This window comes from Pseudomonas sp. AP3_22 TE3818, from assembly GCF_053628995.1.
In genome coordinates, this window is sequence record NZ_JBRJHL010000001.1 from 5,896,355 (window position 1) to 5,920,672 (window position 24,318).

Sequence of the window (24,318 nt, forward strand, 5' to 3'; positions counted from 1 at the left end):
AGGAAAGCAAAATGACAAGCCTTCCCATCATCGACATCGCCCCGCTCTACAGCACCGACCAGAACGCCTGGCAAACTGTCGCCGCACACATCGACCACGCCTGCCGCGAGTGGGGTTTCTTCTACATCAAGGGCCATCCAATCAGTGCCGCGCGCATCGACGCCCTGCTCGACCACGCCAAACGCTTCTTCGCCCAACCCACCGCCGAAAAACTCAAGATCGACATCACCCAGAGCCATCACCATCGCGGCTACGGCGCCATCGCCACCGAACAGTTGGACCCGAGCAAACCCAGCGACCTCAAGGAAACCTTCGACATGGGCCTGCACCTGCCGGCCGACCACCCTGACGTACTGGCGGAAAAACCCTTGCGCGGCCCCAATCGCCACCCGTCCCTGCCCGGTTGGGAAGCGCTGATGGAGCAACACTACGTCGACATGCAGGCCCTCGCACAAACGCTGTTGCGGGCAATGACCATTGCGCTGGGGATTGAGCGCGACTTCTTCGACACTCGCTTCAATGACCCGGTCAGTGTGTTGCGCCTGATCCACTACCCGCCGCGTCACACGGCCAGCTCCACCGAGCAGCAAGGCGCCGGCGCCCATACCGACTACGGCTGCATCACCCTGCTCTATCAGGACGCCGCCAGTGGCTTGCAGGTACGCAACGTCAAAGGCGAATGGATCGGCGCGCCCCCCATCGACGGTACGTTCGTGGTCAACCTCGGGGATATGATGGCGCGCTGGAGCAACGACCGTTACCTGTCGACGCCGCACCGGGTGATCAGCCCGCTCGGCGTGGATCGCTATTCGATGCCGTTCTTCGCCGAGCCGCACCCGGATACCCGCATCGAATGCCTGCCCGGCTGTCAGGATGCATTGCACCCGGCGAAATACCCGGCCACCACCTGCGCCGGGTTCCTGCTCTCGCGCTTCGCCGATACCTACGCCTATCGACGGGAACAGGCAGCGGTGTGATGAACCGCCTGGTCAGGTTTTACCAATTGTTGCGGCAACCCTCTGTAGAATGGCGACCATTGCACCTGATGAGAAAAGAATCATGTATGACTGGCTGAACGCCCTGCCCAAGGCAGAGTTGCACCTGCACCTGGAAGGCTCGCTGGAGCCCGAGCTGTTGTTCGCCCTGGCCGAGCGCAACAAGATTGCCTTGCCATGGAGCGACGTCGAAACCCTGCGCAAGGCATATGCCTTCAACAACCTGCAGGAGTTCCTAGACCTGTATTACCGGGGGGCCGATGTGCTGCGCACCTCCCAGGATTTCTATGACCTGACCTGGGCATACCTGCTGCGCTGCAAAGAGCAGAACGTGATTCACACCGAACCGTTCTTCGACCCGCAGACCCACACCGACCGTGGTATCCCCTTCGAAGTGGTGCTCAACGGCATCGCCGCCGCACTGAAGGATGGCGAGCAGCAGCTGGGTATCACCAGCGGTTTGATCCTGAGCTTCCTGCGCCATCTGAGCGAAGACCAAGCGCAGAAAACCCTCGACCAGGCGCTGCCGTTCCGCGATGCGTTCGTCGCCGTGGGCCTGGACAGCTCCGAGATGGGCCACCCGCCGAGCAAGTTCCAGCGCGTGTTCGACCGTGCCCGTCACGAAGGCTTCCTGACCGTCGCCCACGCCGGTGAAGAAGGCCCGCCCGAGTACATCTGGGAAGCCATCGACCTGCTGAAAATCCAGCGCATCGACCATGGCGTGCGCGCCATCGAAGACGAGCGTCTGATGCAGCGGATCATTGACGAGCAGATCCCGCTGACCGTGTGCCCTCTGTCGAACACCAAGTTGTGCGTGTTCGATCACATGTCGCAGCACAACATTCTCGACATGCTGGAACGCGGTGTGAAAGTGACCGTGAACTCCGATGACCCGGCGTACTTTGGCGGTTATGTCACGGAGAACTTCCATGCCCTGCACACTCATCTGGGCATGACTCAGGACCAGGCCAGACGCCTGGCGCAGAACAGCCTCGATGCGCGGTTGGTGAAACCCTAAGGGCAAACGCAAACCGTGTAGGAGCTGGCTTGCCAGCGATGCTGGATGGGAGGCCGCCATCGCCGGCAAACCGGCGCCTACAACGCCATTTCCAGCTCGGTCTCCAGGGCAAAGCGATGAATTTCCCGTTGCCCTGACGCCGTCACCTGCAAGGCCCGGGAATCGTTGGGCAGGCTCAGCCACCCCGACTGCATGAACAGCTGCAACAAGGCGGCACCCAGCGAGCCGCCCATGTGCGGGCGTCTTTCGCTCCAGTCAGGGCACGCACAGGCAACCCTGCCGTTGTGATGGGCCAGCGCCTGGATGAACACTCCCCGCGCCGCCAACTCCGTCGCGCCCTTGAGCGTGACCGTGACCCGCTGATCCGAATGCTCGATCCAGCCTGCTTCCAGCAGTCGCTGATACAGGTCAGCGGACAGGGTACCCCCCAAGTGATCGTCGCACAGCCGGGCACTCAGCAATGACGAGCGCACTGCCCGGGGTTTGACGAGTGGCGCATTGCGCTTGAACACCTCCGGAATATCCTGGGGCGCGCTGGCGAAGGTCGCGCTGGCCAGCGCTTCGATTGCCGCCCCGACCTCGGGGGCAGCCAGGCGGAAGAAGCGTTTGCGGCCACGGTTTTCAACCCTTAACAGACCTCCAGCGGACAAACGTCCCAGGTGTGCACTGGCCGAAGACGGTGACAGGCCGGCCAGCAATGCCAACTCTTCGGTTGCCCGCGCCGAACCATCCATCAAGGCCCACATCATTGCGCTGCGCTTTGGGTCAGCCAGCAATGTGGCGATCTGGCTGATGCAAGGTGCATGTTCCATGTATTCACTCCCTGTTGAATCGTTTCGTCTTCTGACCAGAAACATCTTGACCAGTAATGTGTAGTCGGCCAATCCGCGGAAACTGCCAAGAGTCCGGCAACGCCTTGCTCACCCATTAGCGCTGCCTGGCCGATACCGCTAAGGCCAGAAGGATGACCGTGCTGCCGGGCCGACTCGAACGTGGACCCGCCATGGGGGGGATCGACGCTACTGACATGATGAGGGCGCTAGTATATGCGGGTTGGTCGGCGGATCCTGTCCTCCGCCCGGCATAGGTGGTGATCGTTCCTGAGGGAAATTTCTCTTTTTTTGTGCGACTAATGATCGATATCCGAAAAGCCCGGAAATTGACTGCTCAACAGGGCGCATCGGCTGACAAGCATTTCGCGCAACAGGTTCACCGGCTTACTCAGTTGTGCGCGATGGGCGCACAACAGATTCAACGGTGCGCGCTCGCAGAGCAGTTCCGGCATCAGCACCTTCAAGCGGCCGGCCAGTACATCGGCGGCGACATCGAGCCAGGATTTGTAGGCGATCCCGGCACCTGCCACGGCCCAAAGGCGAACGACATCGGCATCGTCACTGAAGCGATCGCCACTGACGGTCAGGCTGACTTCGCGTTTGCCGTCGTGAAAACTCCAGTGATCGTGGACCCTGCTGCCGAGCATGTACAACAGGCAGTTGTGCTGTGCCAGTTGCTCCAGATGCCGCGGTTCGCCGTGGCGAGCCAGATAGTCGGGAGCGGCGCACAACACCCGGCGGTTCTGCGGGGCGATGGGCAGCGCCACCAGGCTGGAGTCCTCCGGCTCACCGTAGCGCAGGGCAATGTCTACCGGCTGGCGGAACAGGTCGGCGATGCGATCCCCCAGCAGCAGGCGCACGGTCAGTTTCGGATGCTCGCGCTGAAACTGGTCAAGCCAGGGCAACAGCAGATGGCGGCCAAAGTCCGACGGCGCCGACAGTTGCAGAACCCCGCTGACCTGGTCCTGACCGCTGGCCAGTAATCGCCGGCCCTCGTCGAGATTGCTCAGGGCCGCGCGGGCGTATTCGAGAAAGCCCTCGCCTTCGGCGGTCAGGCGCAAGCTGCGGGTCGAACGGGCCAATAGACGGGCGCCGAGTTGCCGTTCGATGCGCTTGAGCGCTGCACTGGCCACCGCCGCCGACATGTCCATGCCCCGTGCGGCGGCGGACAGACTGCCCAGGTCCGCCGCCCGGACAAACAACTGCAAGTCATCGAAACGCAGCATCAAGAGCACCGATTATCAAAAAAATATTGAAAGAGACTGCTCTTTTAGCCGGTTTTATCTCCAGGAGAAATAGCCAATCATCTCCCCCATCGAATCGCTTCTTTATTAGTATTCAGGAGTCGCCCATGAAAGCCATTGCCTACTACGCCTCGTTACCGATCAGTGATGACAAAGCCCTGCAGGACATCGAACTGCCGGAGCCGGTTGCCGGCCCTCGCGACTTGCTGGTGGAAGTCAAAGCCATCTCGGTCAACCCGGTGGACACCAAGGTGCGCCAGAACGTCCAGCCCGAAGGCGGTGCGGCCAAGGTGCTGGGCTGGGACGTGGCTGGCGTGGTCAAGGCCGTGGGCAGTGATGTGACGCTGTTCTCGGTCGGCGACAAGGTGTTTTACGCCGGCTCCATCGCCCGTGCGGGCGGCAACAGCGAGTTGCATGTGGTGGATGAACGCATCGTCGGCCACATGCCGAAGACCCTTGGTTTCGCCGAGGCCGCCGCCCTGCCGCTCACCGCGATCACCGCGTGGGAACTGTTGTTCGAACGCCTGCAAGTGCGCGAAGGCAAAACCGACGAAGGCCAGAGCCTGTTGATCGTCGGCGCGGCAGGTGGCGTGGGCTCGATTCTTACGCAGCTGGCTCACCAGCTGACGGCCCTGAAAGTCATTGGCACTGCTTCGCGTGCGCAGACCCAAAGCTGGGTGAAAGGGCTGGGTGCCGATCTGGTGATCGACCATGGCCAGCCACTGAGCGAAGCACTCAAGCGGGCCGGTGTGGATCAGGTCACCCACGTCGCCAGCCTGACCCAGACCGACCAGCACCTGGACCAACTGGTCGAGGCGTTGGCGCCCCAAGGCAAACTGGCGCTGATCGATGACCCCAAGTCGCTGGACGTGACCAAGCTCAAGCGCAAGAGCCTGTCACTGCACTGGGAGTTCATGTACACCCGTTCGCTGTTTGAAACCGCGGACATGATCGAGCAGCACAACCTGCTCAATCGCGTCGCCTGGCTGATCGATGCCGGGACACTGAAAACCACGGTGGGCGAACACTTCGGCACGATCCATGCCGCCAATTTGCGCCGTGCCCATGCCCTGCTGGAAAGCGGTAAGGCCAAGGGCAAGATTGTGCTGGAAGGGTTTTGAAGCGCTGAAAAAAGCCCTTTCCGATTTCATCGTTTCTGCGTTTTTTCGCCTGCGACCGGAACGTCCCGGTCGCAGACAACCCCTTTGGAGGCCCTCGAAAAGTCGTGTTTTTTTTAGTTACAAACCGTCAGTCCGACAGTTGATCCTTGTCACAATGATGCTCGTATTCAGGACTACAATCGAATCTCCTGCGAGGCAGTCTTTTGCGTAACGTCTTTTACGAGACATCTTTTACATGAGGAGTTCAGCTGTGAAGATCCTGATAAAAGAATTGGCAAAATCCCAGTGGCAAGTCCGCTTAGACCAGCATGCGGTGACGTTCCGCAGCGAAGCAGAAGCTCGCGCTTTCACGCGTACCCTCGAAGCCCGCATCCAGGCCCCTCACCAGATCCCCATCCTTCACCCGCAGCGTGCTGCCGGCTGATTCCGGCCTCAAACCTGGGCTTGCGCCAGCGCCCGGGCATTTTGCAAGCGCCGGGTGAGCACCGCAGCGCTCACCACCAGAACTCCGCACAGGCTGATGACCATGGCCATCGGCACGGCGCTGCCATCGTGCAAAATGCCCACCAGCGCGGAGGCGCCGGCCGCCACACTGAACTGCAGGCAACCGAGCAGCGCCGACGCGCTGCCGGCCCGTGCGCCCTGACCGCTCATCGCGCAGGCGGCGGCGTTGGGGCTGATGCAACCGAGGCTGGAAATACAGATGAACAATGGAATCAGCAGCGGCCACAGGTGGGCCGTGTGCAGCGCGCTGACAGCGAGCAGGGTAAGACCGGCCGCGAGATAAACCCACACCGCGCGCGCCAGCAAGAACGTCGGGCCACGTTTGACCAGCAGCCGCGCGTTGACCTGCGCCACCAGAATGAAGCCCGCCGCATTGGTGCCGAACAACCAGCCGAAATGCTCGGCCGGAACGCCGTAGAGCTTGATGATGATGAAGGGTGAACCGGCGATGTAGGCAAACATCCCGGCGATGGCAATGCCCCCGGTCAAGGCGTGGCCAAGAAATATCGGGTCGGCCAGCAGCCGGCCGTACTGGCGCAGCGCGCCCGACAGAGGTTGGCGCGGTATGTGGGCCGGCAAGCTTTCCGGCAATCCCGTCGCCACCGCCAGCCCCGCCAACGCACTGAACCCGGTCAAGGCCAGGAAGATCGATTGCCAGCCTGTGGTGTTGACCAGCAACCCACCCAGCAATGGCGCGAGGATAGGCGCGAGCCCCATCACCAGCATCAACTGGGAAAAGACTTTTGCCGAGCCCACCGCATCACATTTGTCGCTGACCACCGCCCGAGAGATCACCATGCCGGCGCAACCACCCAACGCCTGGACGAAACGCGCACCGATCAGCCATTCCAGATTCGGCGCATAGGCGCACGCCACCGAGGCAGCGGTGAACAGGCCGACACCAGTGAGCAACGGAATGCGTCGCCCGAAACGATCGGCCACCGGGCCATAGGCCAACTGACCAATGGACAAGCCGAGGAAGTAGGCCGCCAACGTCATCTGGACGTGATTTTCGTCCGTGCCGAAAGCCAGCGCCATGGCCGGGAAGGCCGGCAGGTAGAAATCGATCGCCAGCGGACCGAAAGCGCTCAAGGCGCCGAGAATCAGAATGGTACGGAAGTTCATCAGGCATCCAGTGAGGCAGGAGTCGGCAGCCCGACAGTCTAGCCGCGCATGGACGCCTTGAACATTCCGGTAGCTCGCTAACTATCAAAATCAGGCCAGTTTGACGCCATACCCCTCTTCGCTGATCGCCTCGATCACTTGTTGGGCAGTCAGCGCACTTTCGACACCGACTTCTTTCGCCGCCAGATCGACCCGCACACTGGCTGCCGGGTCCTTGGCCTGCACGGCCTGAGTGATGGCCTTGACGCAGTGGCCGCAAGACATGCCTTCAACGTTGAACACTTGCATGGGATGACTCCTTTTCCGAGGGTTGAGTCCAGTCTCGAGCTTGCCACCATGGCAAGGTCAAGTTCTGACGTTAGCTGCCGGGCTGGCAATCGGCGCTACGCTCGGCCAAGCTGCGTCCATCAATGACTCGAACTCAGGAGATTCAGCCATGCGCTGGTCGGTTTTCAGCCTGTTTGGCTTTCTCAGCCTTTTCGCCGCCGTGCCTTCGGTCAATGCTGCCGGTCAGGATTATGGCGTGCTGATCATTTCCCGCGAGCGCCTGGAAGTCGCGACCAGCTGCGAGATCGGTGTGTACATCCAGGATCAATTGGCGGCACGGCTGTTTCAGGAGCAGAGCACCTCGTTCAACCTGCCGCCCGGCGTCGTCTCGCTGCGCCTCAAGTTACTCCCGGGGCAGATGCCGGGTTGCAATCCGGGCATGCTCGCGCCGGGGTCGCAGGATATCCAGCTCAAGGCCGGCGATGTGCTCAAGTACCGAATCGCGATGACGCAGGAAGGGATGTACCTCAAGCGCGCCGGTCTCGGCTACTGACCCACCGTCCCTGGTAGGAGCGAGCCTGCTCGCGATGAACGCCAACGGTAACGCTGGGTTTCTGAATGTACGCGTTGTCTGGACGTTTTTCGCGAGCAAGCTCGCTCCTACAGGGGATCAGCGGTGGGTATAAGATTGGCACTTGACCTTGCCAGCATGGCAAGGTTGATCCTGTGGTCATCTACTACAGGGAGTGCGACCGATGTCCGAATCCACCACGTTCGACCTGCCGATTGCCGGCATGACCTGCGCCAGTTGCGCCGGGCGTGTCGAGCGCGCCTTGAGCAAAGTCATTGGCGCCAGTGCCGTCAGCGTCAACCTCGCCACTGAGCAGGCTCGGGTCCAGGCACCCAGCGACAGCCTGCCGGCCCTGATGGATGCCGTGGCCAAGGCCGGCTACAGCGTGCCGCAGCAGAGCCTGGAACTGAGCATCGACGGCATGACCTGCGCGTCCTGCGTCGGTCGGGTAGAGCGGGCGCTGGGCAAGGTGGCGGGCGTGAAAAGCGTCAGCGTCAACCTGGCCAACGAACGCGCCCACCTTGAACTGCTCGGCCAAGTCGATCCGCAAACCTTGATCGCGGCCGTGACCAAGGCCGGTTACGCCGCCAGCGTATGGGAAGCCGAACACCCGCCAACCGACAATCAGCAACAGCGTCTGCATCGAGAACGCCTGGCCTTGATCATGGCCATCGTCCTCGCCTTGCCGCTGGTCTTGCCGATGCTGCTGCAACCGTTCGGCGTGCACTGGATGCTCCCGGCCTGGGCGCAATTCGCCTTGGCCACGCCGGTGCAATTCATCTTCGGTGCACGGTTTTACGTCGCGGCCTGGAAAGCCGTACGCGCCGGGGCCGGCAACATGGATTTGCTGGTGGCCCTGGGCACCAGCGCCGGTTATGGCTTGAGTGTGTATGAATGGGCCACCGCCGCCGGGCGCATGCCGCACCTGTATTTCGAAGCCTCGGCGGTGGTGATCGCCCTGGTATTGCTGGGCAAGTATCTGGAAAGCCGCGCCAAGCGCCAGACCGCCAGCGCCATCCGCGCCCTCGAAGCCTTGCGCCCGGAAAGGGCGATTCAGGTACTCGACGGCCGCGAGCAGGAAGTCGCCATCAGCGCCCTGCGCCTCAATGACCTGGTGATGGTCAAACCCGGAGAGCGCTTCCCGGTCGATGGCGAAGTGATAGAAGGCCAGAGCCACGCCGACGAAGCCCTGATCAGTGGCGAGAGCCTGCCGGTGCCCAAACAGCCCGGCGACAAAGTCACGGGCGGCGCGATCAACGGTGAAGGCCGCTTGCTGGTGCGTACCCAGGCCCTCGGTGCGGAAACCGTACTGGCCCGGATCATCCGCCTGGTGGAAGACGCCCAGGCCGCAAAGGCGCCGATCCAGAAACTGGTGGATAAAGTCAGCCAGGTATTCGTACCCACCGTGCTGGTGATTGCCTTGGCGACTTTGATCGGGTGGCTGCTGTATGGCGCGCCGATGGAAACCGCGCTGATCAACGCCGTGGCGGTGCTGGTGATCGCCTGCCCTTGCGCACTGGGCCTGGCCACGCCGACGGCGATCATGGCCGGCACCGGCGTGGCGGCACGCTACGGGATTCTGATCAAGGACGCCGAAGCCCTGGAGCGTGCCCATGAAGTCAGCGCGGTGGTATTCGACAAGACCGGCACCCTGACCTCCGGCACCCCGCGCATTGCTCATCTGAGTGCCATCGACGGCAATGAAGCGAGCCTGCTGCAACTGGCCGGTGCCCTGCAACGCGGCAGTGAGCATCCGCTGGCCAAGGCTGTACTGGATGCCTGCGCCGAACGCCACTTGAAGGTGGCCGACATCAGCGACAGCCTGTCCCTGACCGGCCGCGGCATTGCCGGCACACTGGAGGGTCGTCGTCTGGCTCTGGGCAATCGTCGCCTGCTGGAGGACAGCGGCTTGAGCGCCGGACCGTTGGCCGACTCGGCAATCGCGTGGGAACAAGAAGGCCGGACCTTGTCCTGGCTGATCGAACAATCCCCCGAACCGCAGGTGCTGGGCCTGTTCGCCTTCGGTGACACCCTCAAGCCCGGCGCGCTGCAAGCGGTGCAGCAACTGAGCGCATGGAACATCAGCAGCCACCTGCTGACCGGCGACAATCGCGGTAGCGCCAAGGTGGTGGCCGAGGCGTTGGGCATCCAGGACGTGCATGCCGAAGTGTTGCCGGCGGACAAAGCCGCCACCGTCGCCGCACTGAAAGAAACCGGCGTGGTGGCGATGGTCGGCGACGGCATCAATGACGCCCCGGCACTGGCCGCCGCCGACATCGGCATCGCCATGGGTGGCGGCACCGACGTTGCCATGCATGCGGCCGGCATCACCCTGATGCGCGGCGATCCGCGACTGGTACCGGCTGCATTGGAGATCAGTCGCAAGACCTACGCCAAGATTCGGCAGAACCTGTTCTGGGCCTTCGTCTATAACCTGATCGGCATTCCGCTGGCGGCGTTTGGCTTCCTCAATCCAGTGCTGGCCGGTGCAGCCATGGCCTTGTCGAGCGTCAGCGTGGTGAGCAATGCGCTACTGTTGAAAACCTGGAAACCCAAGGACCTGGAGGACAACCGATGAACATCGGCCAAGCGGCCCGCCACAGCGGCCTGAGCGCAAAGATGATCCGTTATTACGAATCCATCGGCCTGCTCAAGGCGGCCCATCGAACCGACAGCGGTTATCGGGTGTATGGCGATGACGATCTGCACACGCTGGCGTTCATCAAGCGCTCGCGGGACCTGGGGTTTTCCCTGGAGGAAGTCGGCAAGTTGCTGACCCTCTGGCAAGACCGTCAGCGCGCCAGCGCCGATGTGAAGGCTTTGGCCCGTCAGCATATCGATGAACTGAACCGGAAGATCCGTGAACTGGGGCAATTGCGCGACACGCTGCAGGATCTGGTTGAGCACTGCCATGGCGACCATCGGCCGGATTGCCCGATTCTGAAAAACCTTGAGTCGGGATGCTGTGCCGAACCGACTCGCCCCTGAACCATTGATGCTGAATGCAGCGACGCCTTCGCGGGCAAGCCCGCTCCCACAGGGTTTGTGGATGTATGGAGCAGATGTGGGCAACTCGATCCTTGTGGGAGCGGGCTTGCTCGCGAAGGCGGACGGTCAGGCGACAGAGGTGTTGGATCTGCCCCCACAAAAAACCCGGCCGAAGCCGGGTTTTTCTTTAGCCGATCACTGCATCCACGGTGGAGGCGGTTCTTCGGTCTTGCCCGGCGGTGCATCGTCCGCCGCGCGTGCCGCTTGCTTGCGCTCTTCATCCAGGCGTGCGGCCTCGATTTCGCGCATGATGCCGCCGACGTCGGCCAGATCTTCCGACTCGGCGAACTCGCCGGTCAGGACGCTGGCCGGGTGCAAGGTGCCGGCCTCATACAAGGCCCACATTTCCTTGGCGTATCTGGTTTTCTTCAATTCCGGCGCAAACCGCCCGAAGTAGGACGCCATGTTGCCCACGTCGCGCTCCAGCATGCTGAACGCGTGGTTATTGCCCGCCGCGTCCACCGCTTGTGGCAGGTCGATGATCACCGGGCCGGTCGGCGTCAGCAGCACGTTGAACTCGGACAGGTCGCCGTGCACCAGACCGGTACACAACATCAGCACGATCTGCGAAATCAGGAACGCGTGATATTCGCGTGCCTGGTCCGGCTCCAGCACCACATCGTTCAGACGCGGCGCGGCATCACCGTACTCGTCGGCCACCAGTTCCATGAGCAGAACGCCCTCAAGGAAGTCGAACGGCTTGGGCACCCGCACGCCGGCATTGGCCAGGCGGAACAGCGCAGCCACTTCAGCGTTCTGCCAAGCGTCTTCGGTTTCCTTGCGGCCAAACTTGGAGCCTTTGGCCATCGCCCGGGCCTGACGGCTGTTGCGCACCTTGCGGCCTTCCTGATACTCGGCCGCCTGACGGAAACTGCGTTTATTCGCCTCCTTGTAGACTTTCGCGCAACGTAACTGGTTACCGCAGCGCACCACATAAACAGCTGCTTCTTTACCACTCATGAGTGGGCGCAGCACCTCGTCGACCAGACCGTCCTCGATCAGGGGTTCAATGCGTTTTGGAGTCTTCATCAGCTTTTATTGTGGGTCCTTTATTACCAAACACGCGAAAGTCATTCGTTATACGGCAATCCACTCACGGGGGGGAGGGGTTGCCGACTTATGAACATTGCACAAGCACACAATGTGCCGATTTCAACGGGTAAAACCGACGACCGCCACGGGTCGCTCCGGATCATAGCCGAGCCTGCATCACTTGTTGTGCAAGGACATTGAAGGCATTTGCGACAGAAGCTGACACCACTTCTCAAGCTTTCCGTAGGATTTTTCTCAACAGCCCTAAATTTCCTCCGACAACAGCCGAAGTCCTTAGTGACAAAGTGATTTGTCCGACAATCGCTGCCACAACAAAAGCGATGCCGCACTCAAGGACCCGGGTTGACCAAGAACGATTACGGCTGCCAATAAACCGCGAGTCATCTGCACTGCGTGGGCCTACAAGAAAATCTGGAGCGCGGATGAACATCAAACAGAAGTTGACCTGGGCGTTTGCAATCATAGCCTGCCTGCCCGTGGTGCTGGTCGCCACCCTCGTTGTGCTGAACCTGCGCAGTGATGCCAGGGACGAATTTATCGACGGCAGTGCCCGCGAGATTCGTCAGGTCAGCAACGCCATGCAATTGTTCTTTGACGGCATCAGCCAGAACGTCGATTACCTGGCCAAACAGCCGCTGATCCGAAACTCCGACGACAGCCTCAAGACTTACATGGCTGCCAACGCCGAGAGCATTCCCCAGGGCGAGATGGACAAGAAAGTCTTCACCCTGCTCCAGGACCTGGGCAACAGCCACCCGTCCTACGCCTATGCCATCCTCGGCACGGCGGCGGGCGGCTACGTGTCGTGGCCGGACGATCCGAAGCTGAGCAACTACGACCCGCGCCAGCGCCCCTGGTACAAGGCCGCCCAGGCCAAACCGGGCAAGCCGTTCCGCACCGAGGCCTACTACTGGGCCCAGGACGACGCGACCTACGTCAGCACCGTGCGCACCATCGACAACAAGCTGGGCACCAACGGTGGCGTGGTCAGCATCGACGTGACGCTCAAGCAGCTCACTGAAATCGTCAAACAGATCAAGCTCGGCGAAACCGGCTACCTGATGCTGCTGGAAAACACCGGCACGGTCCTGGTGGATCCGAAACAACCGGAACACAACTTCAAACCGCTGAACAGCCTGGGCGAGGGCTACGCGCAACTGGCCAAGGCCGGCAAGGGCCTGGTGGAAGTGGAGTTGAACGGCGAGCGCTACATGGCCAACGTCTGGCCGTCGGAACAACTGGGCTGGACCTTCATCGGCCTGATCAAACAGAACGACGTGATGAGCTCCGCGACCCAGTTGACCTGGTTGATCGCCATCATCGCCGCCGTCCTGGCCGTCATCTTCGCCATCGTCGGCGCCAGTTTTGCCAGCCTCATCGTGCGTCCGATCCGCAGCGTGGCCAGCGGCCTGGAAGGCATCGCCCAAGGCGAAGGCGACCTGACCCAGAACCTGCAAATCCGTGGCAACGACGAAACCGCGCAGCTGGCCAACTGGTTCAACCAGTTCCTGACCGCGATTCGCAACCTGATCCAGAACATCGGCGGCGCAGCGGGCAAGATCCTCGCCACGTCCAAGAGTTCGACCCAGGTCTCCAGCGACATGGCCGAAGCCGCCGGACGCCAGCGTGAAGCGGTGGACATGGTGTCCACGGCGTTCCACGAAATGGTCGCCACCGCCAACGAAGTTGCGCGCTCTTGCAGCCAGGCGGCGGAATCCGCCGACAGTGGCCAGCGCCAGGCGCGCGAAGGTCAGCAACAGATCGACGCGGCGGTGAACAGCGTGGATCGCCTGAGCCAGGAAATCGAACAGTCGGCCCAGTCGATGCAACAACTGGAGCGCGACAGCAACGACATTCAGTCGATCCTCGGGACCATCCGTTCGATCGCCGAACAGACCAACCTGCTGGCGCTGAACGCCGCGATCGAAGCGGCACGGGCCGGTGAACAAGGTCGCGGCTTTGCCGTGGTGGCCGACGAAGTACGGGCCCTGGCCAAGCGCACGGCCGACTCCACGGCGGAAATCGACGGGCTGCTGGGCAACCTGGCCAAACGCACCAGCCAGGTGACCCAACAGATGCACGCCAGCCTGGAAGTGTCCCAGCAATCGGTGACACGCATCGGTGAGGCGCGCAACAGCTTCGGGCAGATTCGCGAGTCGGTGGACGTGATCCGCGACATGAACACCCAGATCGCCACGGCGGCGGAACAACAGCATCAAGTGGCCGAAGACATCAACCGGCACATCAGCCAGATCCATGGTGATGCGCAACTGGTGGCGGAACTGGCCAACTCGGCACGCCTGGACTCCCAGAGCCTGGCCGGGCTGTCGAACGAGCTGGATGGGCTGGTGCGCAGGTTCCGCACCTGACCAGCCGGTACACCATCACCCCCTGTAGGAGCTGGCTTGCCAGCGATGAGGCCATCAGCTTCAACATCTTTGTTGACTGATAGGCCGCCATCGCTGGCAAGCCAGCTCCTACATTATTTGTTCGCGTTAGCGCTCAATGATGGCGGTCACCCCCTGCCCGCCCGCCGCACAAATCGAAATCAGCCCCCGCCCCTTGCCCGCCGCATCCAGCAACTTCGCCAGATTGGCGACGATACGCCCACCGGTGGCGGCAAACGGATGCCCTGCCGCCAGTGAACTGCCCTTGACGTTGAGTCGACTGCGGTCAATCGAACCCAACGGCGCATCGAGCCCGAGACGGGTTTTGCAGTACTGCGGATCTTCCCAGGCCTTCAATGTGCACAGCACCTGCGCGGCGAAGGCTTCGTGGATTTCGTAGTAGTCGAAGTCCTGCAGGGTCAGGCCATTGCGCGCGAGCAAGCGCGGCACGGCGTAGACCGGCGCCATCAACAACCCTTCGGCACCGTTGACGAAATCCACCGCTGCCGCCTCGCCGTCACGCCAGTAGGCAAGAATCGGCAACCCTCGCGCCTTCGCCCATTCCTCGCTGCCCAGCAGCACCAGGGACGCTCCGTCGGTCAGCGGCGTGGAGTTGCCCGCCGTCAGGGTGCCCCTGGCGCTTTTCTCATAGGCCGGCTTGAGTGCGGCGAGCTTTTCCAGGGTCGAATCCGGGCGCAGGTTGTTGTCGCGGGTGAGCCCCAGGAACGGCGTCATCAGGTCGTTGTGCCAGCCTTCGGCATAGGACGCCGCGAGTTTCTGATGGCTCTCAAGCGCCAATTGATCCTGGGCTTCGCGCGGGATGTTCCAGGTCTGGGCCATCAGCTCGCAATGCTGCCCCATGGACAACCCGGTGCGCGGCTCGCCGTTGCGCGGGAATTCGGGGATCAGATGCTTCGGACGCAATTGCAGGAAGGTTTTCAGTTTGTCGCCGGTGGTTTTCGCGCGGTTGGCTTGCAGGAGGATTTTGCGCAGCCCTTCGCTGACGCTGATCGGTGCATCCGAGGTGGTGTCCACGCCACCGGCGATGCCGCAATCGATCTGGCCCAGGGCAATCTTGTTCGCCACCAACAACGCCGCTTCCAGCCCGGTGCCGCACGCCTGCTGGATGTCGTAGGCCGGGGTGGCGGGCGACAACCGCGAACCGAGTACACACTCGCGTGTGAGGTTCATGTCCCGCGCCAACTTGAGCACGGCCCCGGCGACCACTTCACCGATGCGCTGGCCATGCAGGTTGTAACGCTCGATCAGGCCTTCGAGGGCAGCGGTGAGCATCACCTGGTTACTGGCCGTGGCGTAGGGGCCGTTGGAGCGGGCGAAAGGAATCCGGTTCCCGCCGATGATCGCGACGCGGCGCAGTTGGGTCATATAAAGCCTCTGCAAAATTTTAAATGTGAGCAAGGTCCCCTGTAGGAGCGAGCTTGCTCGCGATGGCGGTCTGTCAGTCAAATTTTGTATGCCTGATAAACCGCCATCGCGAGCAAGCTCGCTCCTACACTGTAACCAAGCGTAGGCCTTATCTCGTGGATCGAACGACTGATCGCCATTCATGGTCCACACTTTGAACCCCAGCTTTCGGAGCGCGTTCCATGTCTGACCGCTATATCGACTTCGCCAATTCGTCCATCGGCCATCGCCTGGTCGGTGCCCTGGGGTTGCCGGCACCGACTCGACTGGAGCGCTGGCAGGCAGGCCGGCTGCGGCCCGTGGAAGGTGCGCTGCTGATCGGCGGCGGACCATTGGCGGAACATGTCAGCGCCTTCGCCAACCGTCTGACCGACGCGATCTACAGCTACGGCACCGAGCCTTCGATGGCCACGGCCTGGATTCCCGGCCATGGTCCGAAACTCAAGGCCGTGGTGTTCGACGCCAGTGATCTGCTGCACACCGATCAGCTCAAGCAACTGCGCGAGTTCTTCCAGCCATTGATGAAGACTCTCGATCACTGTGCGCACCTGGTGATTCTCGGACGCGATCCGCAATCCCTGCGTGACCCGTTCGCCGCCAGTGCGCAGCGTGCCCTGGAAGGTTTCAGCCGTTCCCTGGCCAAGGAGTTGCGCAGCGGTGGCACCCTGCAATTGATCTACGTCGGCGAAGGGGCCGAGGCGCAGCTGGAAGGTCCGCTGCGGTTTTTCCTCTCGCCGAAAAGCGCCTTCGTGTCCGGGCAGGTCATTCGCCTGAATCCGTGCTCGACGCCCGTCAGCGACTGGACGCGCCCGCTCGCCGGGCGCAAGGCACTGGTTACCGGCGCGGCGCGCGGCATTGGCGCCGCCATCGCCGAAACCCTGGCCCGTGACGGTGCCGACGTTATCTTGCTCGACGTGCCAGCGGCCAAAACCGATCTCGACGCCCTCGCCGCACGCCTCGGCGGGCGCAGCATCAGCCTCGACATCTGCGCCGAAGACGCCGCCGAGCAGTTGATCGAACAGTTGCCCGACGGACTCGACATCGTGGCGCACAACGCCGGCATCACCCGCGATAAAACCCTGGCCAACATGACCCCGGACTTCTGGGACGCCGTACTGGCAGTCAACCTCAATGCACCGCAAGTGCTGACCAAAGCCCTGCTCGATAGCGGCGCCCTGCACGACAACGCCCGGGTGATTCTGCTGGCCTCCATCAGCGGCATCGCCGGCAATCGCGGGCAAACCAACTACGCCGCGAGCAAGGCCGGACTCATTGGCCTGGCACAAGCCTGGGCGCCGCTGCTCACCGAGCGCGGCATCAGCATCAACGCCGTGGCACCGGGATTCATCGAAACGCAAATGACCGCGCACATACCCTTCGGCCTGCGCGAAGCCGGACGGCGCATGAGCTCCCTCGGCCAGGGCGGCCTGCCACAGGACGTCGCCGAAGCCGTGGCCTGGCTCGCGCAACCGGGCACCGGCGCGTTCACCGGGCAAGCGTTGCGCGTATGCGGACAAAGCGTTCTGGGGGCTTGAGGATGATCACCGACTGGCACACTCTCAACCGCGAACCCAGCCTCCCGGGGTTGTACGCACGAGCGGCGACACGGCGAAAAATCACCGGCACCACCCTGCCCGATTCGGGTTTGCGCTGCTGGGTCGACGTCGACCCCAAACGCCTGGCGGCCTATCGCAAGGTCTGTGGCTTCGCCGACAACGGCCTGCTGCCGCCGACCTATCCGCATATCCTCGGCTTTGCCTTGCAGATGCAATTGCTCACGGCCAGGAACTTCCCGTTCCCGCTGCTGGGCCTGATTCACCTGAGCAATCGGATTCGTCTGCTACGCCCCATGGGCGGGGTGAATCGAGCGCGTGTCAGCGTGCAGGTGCAGAACCTGCAACCCCACGCCAAAGGCGCGACGTTCGATTTGCTGACCACCCTCGACGATCAACTGGGGCCGTTGTGGGAGGCACAAAGCCGGATGCTCTGCCGCGGCGTCAAACTCGAGGGCGAACCGTTTGAGGAGAACCTGGTAACGAGTCTGGACATGAACGAAGTCGAACACTGGAAAGCGCCCTCGGACATCGGTCGGCAATACGCCAAGGTGTCCGGCGACTACAACCCGATCCACCTAAGCACGGCCAGCGCCCGACTCTTCGGTTTCCCGACCGCCATCGCCCATGGCCTGTGGAACAAGGCCCGCACACTGGCGGCACTGGCCGGGCACCTGCCTGTGGCGAACGTCGAGATCGCAGTGCAGTTCAAGAAGCCGGTACGGCTGCCCAGTGAGGTGACGTTGCTGGCCAGCGAGCCGGGGGCGAGCGGGGACTTTCAGTTGGTGGGTGTCGGAGAGCTGGAGCATATGGTCGGGCATTGGCGGCCGGTGGCCTGATAAGGCTGATGTTTGTGGCGAGGGAGTTGATCCCGCCGGGCTGTGTAGATCCAGATATCAGGCTGGCCGGTAGGCCGCCATCGCTGGCAAGCCAGCTCCTACAGGGTCGAGGTGTATCCGCCAGATTCTGGCCGGCAGGCAGGCCGCCATCGCTGGCAAGCCAGCTCCTACAGGGTCGAGGTGTATCCGCCAGATTCTGGCCGGCAGGCAGGCCGCCATCGCTGGCAAGCCAGCTCCTACAGGGTCGGGGTGCATCCGCCAGATTCTGGCCGGCAGGCAGGCCGCCATCGCTGGCAAGCCAGCTCCTACACAGGCCGAGCGTTAGCTCGCCTGCAGCTCTTGATCTTGATCCACCCGCCCCCTCGGCAGGCTGAGTGGAGGTGTTCATCCGGGGATGGGCGCGCAGCGCCGTTCGACGCAGTCGAACTCATTGCATGTAGGTCGAAGCGAAGCCGACCGGAGGGCAATGCCCCCGGATGGACACCGGAGCGAAGGAACCCCGAGCCTAAGCGAGGGGCCGTACGTAAGGGGCGAGCGTTTTTTGCTTCCTTTTTTAGGCGCTTGTAAAAAAGGGAGTCGCCGTCAGGGCGAAACCATAAGCCGCCGTTACCTAAATAACGGATATGTACTCAACTCACCCCTTGACCAAATAAACCTGCGGCAACGGAAACAGATTATTCAACGTCTCCAACAACCGCACGTGATAAATCGGCTTGCGAAAAAGATCCAGCACCTGCAAGCGCAACATATCACTGACATCATCCATGCCCGCATGCCCCGACATCACAATCACCGGCAAATGCTCGCGAGACGTATGCTCGCGCAACCGCCTGATCAACGACATGCCGCTCTCCTCCGGCATGCGCAAATCAGTGATCACCAAAGCGATATCGGGATGCCGGGTCAAATGCTGCAGCGCAAGCTTGACCGAAGTGGCGGTAAAACAATTGAACCCCTCCCCCTCCAGCAACTCCGCCAACTCAAGTAATGCGTCCTCGTCGTCATCCACCAGAAGCAGCTGTTGGCGTGGCTGTGCGTGAGCGTTCATGAGGTGACACCTGCAAGGTACAAAGCGCTGACGTTAGGATCCTGGCAAGTTGCCAACCTCCCTGTCACAGCGCGCCCTTGATCGTGGTGAACGTGGTCTTGATCGCCGTCGAAACATCCGTACTGAACCCAGCGAGCACTACCGCAACCATGGCGGCAATAATCGCGTACTCAATACCGGAAGCCCCCTCGGTATCCTTGGCGAGGTCTTTATAAAAAACGATCTCGGATTTGACCTTCTCAACAAGCTTGGAAAAAGACATGGCATTTCTCCTGGACGACGACGGGTGTTGCACGGACGCAACATGATTCCCCAGTGCCAGCATCAGCATTGTCGGCATTCCCCGGCCCAACAACTGTAAATACGCATTAACACGAAAGTATTAACCGTTTCGTTGACGTCAAAAAAAGGTGAGATCTCATCGCAATATTGCACTTTTGTTAGATATTTCCCCCGCAGTAATGGCATTTCGCTTTACCTGCGCTACGGTCAAATAGCGAAAGAGTTCCACGTTCATTGCTGCCTGATTGCGAAGTTGTCTCGTTGGACTTGACGAGGTTTTACGCAGCAGGATAGGGAGAGCCTTCATGAACAGCCGTGTCACTCTGGGCCTCGCCGGATTGTTTCTGGTCGGCGCCGTCATTGCCGGTTACTGGGGGCTCACATTGAGCCGTCAACCAGCCTCCGAAGCCGTTGCCCAACCTACCGTCAGTGCACCGCTCGCCAACGTCCAGACGCCCGTTCCGGCAGAAGACCCGACCCTTCATCCCGTGGTCGTGTTGATCCACGATGTTGCGCCGTATGCGCCGATCACCGCCGCCGATGTCAGCCTGGAAAAACTGCACAGGGTGCCGGCCGGCAGCCTGACCAGCCTCGACCAGGCCATTGGCCGCGCACCCTGGCGCGCCCTCAGCGCCGGGAGCTGGCTCAATGATGAAAGCTTCGAAGCCGGCAGCAAGCTGTCACGGATGATCCGCCCTGATGAGCGCGCCCTGGCGGTTGCCGTGGACGAAGTCGTCAATGCCGGCGGGCAACTGACACCCGGTGACTATGTCGACGTGCTGCTGTTCCTGCGCATGGATACCCTCAACCCTCAGCCAACGGCGCAACTTGTAGTGCCGGCCTTGCGGGTGCTCGGCGTCGGCGAACAACTGGGCCTGACCAACGACGGCCAGCCTTCCAGCCCGGCACACAGCAACGAAGAAAAACTCAAGCAGGATCAATTACGCGCCACGGCCCGGACCGTGTTGCTCGCCGTTCCCGAACAATTGGTAAGTCGCCTGATGCTCGCGACCCAGGCCGGCGTATTGCGCCTGGCCGTGCGCAGCGCCGATGAAAAACGCCTGGCGCGTTACTGGGCCGGCGAAAGCACCTCGGCTGCCAGCCTGGCCAATGCCAACCGCGAGTTACTGCAATTCAGCCAACTGGCCATGACTGCGCCGCCCCAGCCTGTCGCCAGCCACTCTGCAGCCGCGCCGCGCAAGCCGAGCGTGGAAGTCATTCGCGGTAACGAAATCACCCGACAAACCCCCTGATTCGAGCAAGGACGCCTTTCCATGCGCAGACGTTTTACGCCGTTGTTCAAAGGCATGATCTGGGTCGCGTTGCTCGGCGGCCTGCCAGCCAGTGCAGTCTCGGCGGCGGTGGGCAATTGCGCCGCGCTCGGTTCGTTGCCGGCGGCGCTGGAAGTGGGCGAAGGGCTGCAACAGGAATTGCAATCGCCGGTGGCCGTCACTCGTGTGGCGGTGGGTGATCCGAAAATTGCCGACGTGCGGGTCAACGGCAATCAGGCCTTGCTGCTCACCGGCATGGCCCCCGGTGCCACCAGCCTGATGGTCTGGACCGCCTGCGCCAGCGCACCGCGCCAGAGCATGATATTCGTCCAGGGCCGAGCCACCGCCGCCATGACCAGCGCCAGCAAGTTGCCCTCCGACAACCCGCTGCTGCCCTCCCAGGTGCAGACCGATATCCGCTTCGTCGAAGTCAGCCGCACCAAACTCAAGGAAGCCAGCACCTCGATCTACGGCAAGAACTCGAACTTCCTGTTCGGCTCGCCCGGCACCGTCCCCAACACTGCCGTGACACCCCGGGTATTTCCGCTGCGCAACCTCGATCCACGCATTGCCGTGCCGAGCATTCCGTTGGCCAACGACATGTACAACATCGTCGCCGGCGGCGGTAACTTCCTCGCCATCATCAATGCCATGGAAAGCAGCGGTTTCGCCTACACCCTGGCGCGACCAAGCCTGGTGGCGATCAGCGGACAGAGCGCAAGCTTCCTCGCCGGCGGTGAAATCCCGATTCCGATCCCCAGTGCCAACAGCAACAGCTATTCCATTGAATACAAGGAATTCGGCATCCGCCTGACGCTGACGCCCACCGTAGTCAGCAACGACCAGATCGCCCTCAAGGTCGCCCCCGAAGTCAGCGAACTGGATTACAACAACGCGGTCACCATCGGTGGCACCACGGTGCCGGCCTTCACGATCCGCCGCACCGACACCAGCATCTCCCTGGCCGATGGCGAGAGTTTTGTCATCAGCGGTTTGATCAGCACGCAAAACACTTCGCAGGTGGACAAGTTTCCGGGGCTGGGCGATATCCCGATACTCGGCGCGTTCTTTCGCAGTTCGTCGATCAACCGCGAAGAACGGGAACTGCTGATGATCGTCACGCCGCATCTGGTGCAGCCGCTGGCGGCCAATGCACAACTGCCGTCGCTGCCCGGTGAGCAACTGCGCAACTACGACCCCAACTGGTATCGCCTGTACTTCCTCGAAAACGGCAACTTCGATAAACGCAGCGGGTTATCGCAATGAGCCAGAACCTGAATCAAACCTTCCTCGCCATCACGCGCAACAGCACCGACCTGGAATGGCTGCAAGGTGCTCTCGCGCCCCTGGGCCAGGTGGTCAGCGCCGGTGGCGGCAGCCTCGATGAACTGTTGGCGCTGGTGGACGTGACCTTCGCCAGCCTGGTGTTCATCGGCCTGGACCGTGACCACGTGGTGGCCCAAAGCGCATTGATCGAAGGCGCGCTGGAAGCCAAGCCGATGCTGGCGATCGTCGCGCTGGGCGACGGCATGGACAACCAGTTGGTACTCCATGCCATGCGTGCCGGAGCCAGGGATTTCGTGGCCTATGGGTCACGTTCCAGTGAAGTCGCGGGGCTGGTGCGGCGCCTGGGCAAACGCCTGCCCGCCGTCACGCCGAACACACACCTGGGCGGCCTGACCGTGCTGTATGGCGTGCAGAGCAGCGCCGACGGCGCGCTACTGGCCACGCACATGGCGCAAGTGGTGCAAAAAAGCGGTCAGCACACCCTGCTCCTGGACCTCGGTCTGCCTCGCGGCGACAGCCTGGCGTTGCTCGGTCTGGAGAGCTCGTTTCATTTCGGCGATGCGCTGCGTCACCTGCGGCGGCTGGACGCGACGCTGATCGACAGTGCCTTCACCAGTTGCGCCGAAGGGTTGCGCATCCTCGCTTACGCTACCGGCGATGAACCGCTGGAGCACACCAGCGCCGCCGAGCTGTACATGCTGCTCAGCGCCCTGCGCCAACACTTCCAGCACATCGTGGTCAACCTCACCGGGCAGCCGGACAGCGAAGCGCTGCGCACCTTCGTCAGCCATTGCGACAAACTGCTGTGGTACACCGATCAGAACGTTCTCGACTGCCGCCGCAACCTCGCGGTGCTCAATCTGTGGCGCGAAAAAGGCATGAAGCTCGATCACGCCAGGTTGTTGGTGGACCGCTACCTGCGCAGCGTCGCCCCGGACTCCGACACCCTGGGCAAGACGTTTGGCCTGGAGATCATCGCCACCCTCGCCTACAGCCCTGAGGTGCGGCTCAACGCCAAGAACCAGGGCCTGACCCTGTTCGAACTGGCCCCACGCGAAAGCCTCACCCAGGGCCTGCGCGCCCTCGGCGACCGCCTGGCCAAGCGCTCCGAAGGCCTGGTCAAACCCAAGACCGGCTGGTTCAACCGTTTGAGGGGTGCGCAATGAGCAGTGAAAAACTCTTCGGTTCACCCCAGCGCGGCGCGGTCGGCAATACCGACCACGAAGGCCTGAAGCTGGTGCTGCACCGCTACATCATCGACGCCATCGAAGAGTCCGGGAAAAACCTGCTGGAAGGCTCGCGACAGGTGCTGTCGCAGTTCGTGACCGACAAAGTCGCCGAGTACATCGCGCGCTTGCACCTGGCGATTTCCCGCTATGAAATGGAGCGCCTGGCCGAAGAGATCGTCGACGAACTCACCGGCTTCGGCCCGCTGGAAGTGCTGCTGCGCGACACGGCGGTGACCGAGATTCTGGTCAACGGCCCGCACCGGGTATTTGTCGAACGCGATGGCGTGCTGCACCTGAGCGACTTGCGCTTTATCGACTCACACCACGTCGAACGTGTCATGCAACGGATTCTCGCGCCGCTGGGCCGGCGGCTCGACGAATCCTCACCGATGGTCGACGCCCGCCTGCCGGACGGCAGCCGGGTCAACGCCATCATCCCGCCTATCGCCCTCGATGGCCCGTGCCTGTCGATCCGCAAGTTCCGCAAGGACATGCTCAAAAGCTCCGACCTGATGGCGATGCAAACCATCGACCAGGCGATTTTCGAATTCATTCAGGAAGCCGTGGGCAAGCGCTGCAACATCCTGATCAGCGGCGGCACCGGCACCGGCAAGACCACGCTGCTGAACATACTCAGCCAGTTGATCAACCCTCACGAACGCCTGGTCACCATCGAAGACGTCGCCGAACTGCAACTGGGCCACCCTCACGTCGTGCGCCTGGAAACCCGGCCACCGAATGCCGAAGGCCATGGCGAGGTAAAAGCCAGCGACCTGATTCGCAATGCCCTGCGGATGCGCCCGGACCGGATCATCCTCGGCGAAATTCGCGGCGTCGAAGTGGTCGACGTGTTGACCGCCATGAACACCGGCCACGACGGTTCCATGAGTACCGTACACGCCAACAACGCCCAGGATGCGCTGCTGCGCCTGGAGACCCTGGTGGGCCTGACCGGCCGCAGCATCGCCGAGCGCACCCTGCGGCAGATGATCTGCGCGGCGCTCGACGTGGTCATCCAGCTCACGCGCATGCCCGACGGCCGCCGCTGCGTCAGCGAAGTGGTGGAAGTCGTCGGTGTACGCGACGAGGTGTATGTCACCAACACGCTGTTCCGTCTCGACCGCCGCAGCGGTTTCGGCTTCCTGCGCGAGGCGGTCAACCCGGCGGGCGACAAACTGCGCCGGGACTCGGTGCTTTCTCCTTCCGTCTACTGAGGCC

23 protein-coding genes and 1 pseudogene are annotated in these 24,318 nt (G+C 62.1%); 15 read left to right on the forward strand and 9 right to left on the reverse strand.

Annotated features, from left to right (window positions below; translation table 11 throughout):
- The first annotated feature begins 11 nt into the window (after positions 1–11).
- Positions 12–977 (forward strand): isopenicillin N synthase family dioxygenase, encoded by a 966-nt coding sequence (locus tag AB7M25_RS26845; protein WP_429518796.1) that lies wholly within the window; start codon positions 12–14, stop codon positions 975–977.
- 82 nt (positions 978–1,059) lie between these two features.
- Positions 1,060–2,013, forward strand: coding sequence for an adenosine deaminase (locus tag AB7M25_RS26850; protein WP_116582411.1), 954 nt, complete (start codon positions 1,060–1,062; stop codon positions 2,011–2,013).
- A 77-nt stretch (positions 2,014–2,090) separates the two neighbouring features.
- Here AB7M25_RS26850 and AB7M25_RS26855 read toward each other — a convergent pair whose 3' ends face one another.
- Together AB7M25_RS26855 and AB7M25_RS26860 are read right to left on the reverse strand one after the other, a co-directional pair.
- Positions 2,091–2,825 (reverse strand): ArsR/SmtB family transcription factor, encoded by a 735-nt coding sequence (locus AB7M25_RS26855; RefSeq protein ID WP_007971857.1) that lies wholly within the window; start codon positions 2,823–2,825, stop codon positions 2,091–2,093.
- A 317-nt stretch (positions 2,826–3,142) separates the two neighbouring features.
- Positions 3,143–4,072, reverse strand: a complete 930-nt coding sequence (locus AB7M25_RS26860; RefSeq protein ID WP_104451459.1) for a LysR family transcriptional regulator — start codon at positions 4,070–4,072, stop codon at positions 3,143–3,145.
- A 125-nt stretch (positions 4,073–4,197) separates the two neighbouring features.
- Between AB7M25_RS26860 and AB7M25_RS26865 the strand changes: the two genes are divergently transcribed.
- The gene (locus AB7M25_RS26865; RefSeq protein WP_454238206.1) at positions 4,198–5,211 is read left to right on the forward strand and encodes a zinc-binding alcohol dehydrogenase family protein; all 1,014 of its coding nucleotides are present in this window, start codon (positions 4,198–4,200) and stop codon (positions 5,209–5,211) included.
- Between the two features lie 250 nt (positions 5,212–5,461).
- The gene (locus AB7M25_RS26870; RefSeq protein WP_007971850.1) at positions 5,462–5,635 is read left to right on the forward strand and encodes a hypothetical protein; all 174 of its coding nucleotides are present in this window, start codon (positions 5,462–5,464) and stop codon (positions 5,633–5,635) included.
- An 8-nt stretch (positions 5,636–5,643) separates the two neighbouring features.
- On the opposite strand, the gene AB7M25_RS26875 is transcribed toward AB7M25_RS26870, so the two are convergent.
- On the reverse strand, positions 5,644–6,840 hold the full coding sequence (locus AB7M25_RS26875) for a multidrug effflux MFS transporter (RefSeq protein WP_454238207.1): 1,197 nt from the start codon (positions 6,838–6,840) through the stop codon (positions 5,644–5,646).
- Between the two features lie 90 nt (positions 6,841–6,930).
- Positions 6,931–7,128 carry a cation transporter gene (locus AB7M25_RS26880; protein WP_007996466.1) on the reverse strand — a complete coding sequence of 66 codons (198 nt, stop codon included), beginning with the start codon at positions 7,126–7,128 and terminating at the stop codon, positions 6,931–6,933.
- A gap of 148 nt (positions 7,129–7,276) precedes the next feature.
- Between AB7M25_RS26880 and AB7M25_RS26885 the strand changes: the two genes are divergently transcribed.
- From AB7M25_RS26885 to cueR, 3 genes are all read left to right on the forward strand, one after another.
- Positions 7,277–7,660: a hypothetical protein gene (locus AB7M25_RS26885; protein ID WP_007971844.1), complete on the forward strand. Its 384-nt coding sequence runs from the start codon at positions 7,277–7,279 to the stop codon at positions 7,658–7,660.
- A 202-nt stretch (positions 7,661–7,862) separates the two neighbouring features.
- A complete protein-coding gene (locus tag AB7M25_RS26890) occupies positions 7,863–10,256 on the forward strand; it encodes a heavy metal translocating P-type ATPase (RefSeq protein ID WP_429389846.1) in 2,394 nt (797 codons plus the stop codon).
- Positions 10,253–10,666 (forward strand): Cu(I)-responsive transcriptional regulator, encoded by a 414-nt coding sequence (cueR, locus tag AB7M25_RS26895; protein WP_429518799.1) that lies wholly within the window; start codon positions 10,253–10,255, stop codon positions 10,664–10,666. The genes AB7M25_RS26890 and cueR overlap by 4 nt, the downstream gene beginning before the upstream one ends.
- 195 nt (positions 10,667–10,861) lie before the next feature.
- Here cueR and AB7M25_RS26900 read toward each other — a convergent pair whose 3' ends face one another.
- Positions 10,862–11,755: a PA4780 family RIO1-like protein kinase gene (locus AB7M25_RS26900; protein ID WP_116582418.1), complete on the reverse strand. Its 894-nt coding sequence runs from the start codon at positions 11,753–11,755 to the stop codon at positions 10,862–10,864.
- 446 nt (positions 11,756–12,201) lie between these two features.
- Here AB7M25_RS26900 and AB7M25_RS26905 point away from each other — a divergent pair.
- Together AB7M25_RS26905 and AB7M25_RS26910 are read left to right on the forward strand one after the other, a co-directional pair.
- Positions 12,202–13,290 (forward strand): annotated as a pseudogene (locus AB7M25_RS26905) (cache domain-containing protein); the annotation flags it as partial.
- 129 nt (positions 13,291–13,419) lie between these two features.
- The gene (locus tag AB7M25_RS26910) at positions 13,420–14,148 is read left to right on the forward strand and encodes a methyl-accepting chemotaxis protein (protein ID WP_371317838.1); all 729 of its coding nucleotides are present in this window, start codon (positions 13,420–13,422) and stop codon (positions 14,146–14,148) included.
- Positions 14,149–14,274: 126 nt separating this feature from the next.
- Here AB7M25_RS26910 and AB7M25_RS26915 read toward each other — a convergent pair whose 3' ends face one another.
- On the reverse strand, positions 14,275–15,552 hold the full coding sequence (locus AB7M25_RS26915) for an acetyl-CoA C-acetyltransferase (protein ID WP_429389848.1): 1,278 nt from the start codon (positions 15,550–15,552) through the stop codon (positions 14,275–14,277).
- Positions 15,553–15,773: 221 nt separating this feature from the next.
- Here AB7M25_RS26915 and AB7M25_RS26920 point away from each other — a divergent pair, with 221 nt between their 5' ends.
- Together AB7M25_RS26920 and AB7M25_RS26925 are read left to right on the forward strand one after the other, a co-directional pair.
- Positions 15,774–17,126 carry a 3-oxoacyl-ACP reductase gene (locus tag AB7M25_RS26920; RefSeq protein ID WP_454238208.1) on the forward strand — a complete coding sequence of 451 codons (1,353 nt, stop codon included), beginning with the start codon at positions 15,774–15,776 and terminating at the stop codon, positions 17,124–17,126.
- A 2-nt stretch (positions 17,127–17,128) separates the two neighbouring features.
- Positions 17,129–17,983, forward strand: a complete 855-nt coding sequence (locus AB7M25_RS26925; protein ID WP_454238209.1) for a MaoC family dehydratase — start codon at positions 17,129–17,131, stop codon at positions 17,981–17,983.
- Positions 17,984–18,040: 57 nt separating this feature from the next.
- Here AB7M25_RS26925 and AB7M25_RS26930 read toward each other — a convergent pair whose 3' ends face one another.
- From AB7M25_RS26930 to AB7M25_RS26940, 3 genes are all read right to left on the reverse strand, one after another.
- Positions 18,041–18,280, reverse strand: a complete 240-nt coding sequence (locus tag AB7M25_RS26930) for a hypothetical protein (protein ID WP_454238210.1) — start codon at positions 18,278–18,280, stop codon at positions 18,041–18,043.
- A 337-nt stretch (positions 18,281–18,617) separates the two neighbouring features.
- Positions 18,618–19,031 (reverse strand): response regulator, encoded by a 414-nt coding sequence (locus AB7M25_RS26935; protein WP_104451469.1) that lies wholly within the window; start codon positions 19,029–19,031, stop codon positions 18,618–18,620.
- A gap of 64 nt (positions 19,032–19,095) precedes the next feature.
- Positions 19,096–19,293, reverse strand: coding sequence for a Flp family type IVb pilin (locus AB7M25_RS26940; protein WP_429382357.1), 198 nt, complete (start codon positions 19,291–19,293; stop codon positions 19,096–19,098).
- A 325-nt stretch (positions 19,294–19,618) separates the two neighbouring features.
- On the opposite strand from AB7M25_RS26940, the gene cpaB reads away from it, so the two are divergent.
- The 4 genes from cpaB to AB7M25_RS26960 are packed head-to-tail and all read left to right on the forward strand — an operon-like array spanning position 19,619 to position 24,314.
- Positions 19,619–20,566 (forward strand): Flp pilus assembly protein CpaB, encoded by a 948-nt coding sequence (gene cpaB / locus AB7M25_RS26945; protein WP_454238211.1) that lies wholly within the window; start codon positions 19,619–19,621, stop codon positions 20,564–20,566.
- A 21-nt stretch (positions 20,567–20,587) separates the two neighbouring features.
- Entirely contained in the window at positions 20,588–21,850 is a 1,263-nt protein-coding gene (locus tag AB7M25_RS26950) for a type II and III secretion system protein family protein (protein ID WP_104451472.1), read from the forward strand.
- Positions 21,847–23,037, forward strand: a complete 1,191-nt coding sequence (locus tag AB7M25_RS26955) for an AAA family ATPase (protein WP_429382361.1) — start codon at positions 21,847–21,849, stop codon at positions 23,035–23,037. The genes AB7M25_RS26950 and AB7M25_RS26955 overlap by 4 nt, the downstream gene beginning before the upstream one ends.
- Positions 23,034–24,314 (forward strand): CpaF family protein, encoded by a 1,281-nt coding sequence (locus AB7M25_RS26960; protein ID WP_429382363.1) that lies wholly within the window; start codon positions 23,034–23,036, stop codon positions 24,312–24,314. Before AB7M25_RS26955 ends, AB7M25_RS26960 begins: the two co-directional genes overlap by 4 nt.
- Positions 24,315–24,318 lie beyond the last annotated feature (4 nt).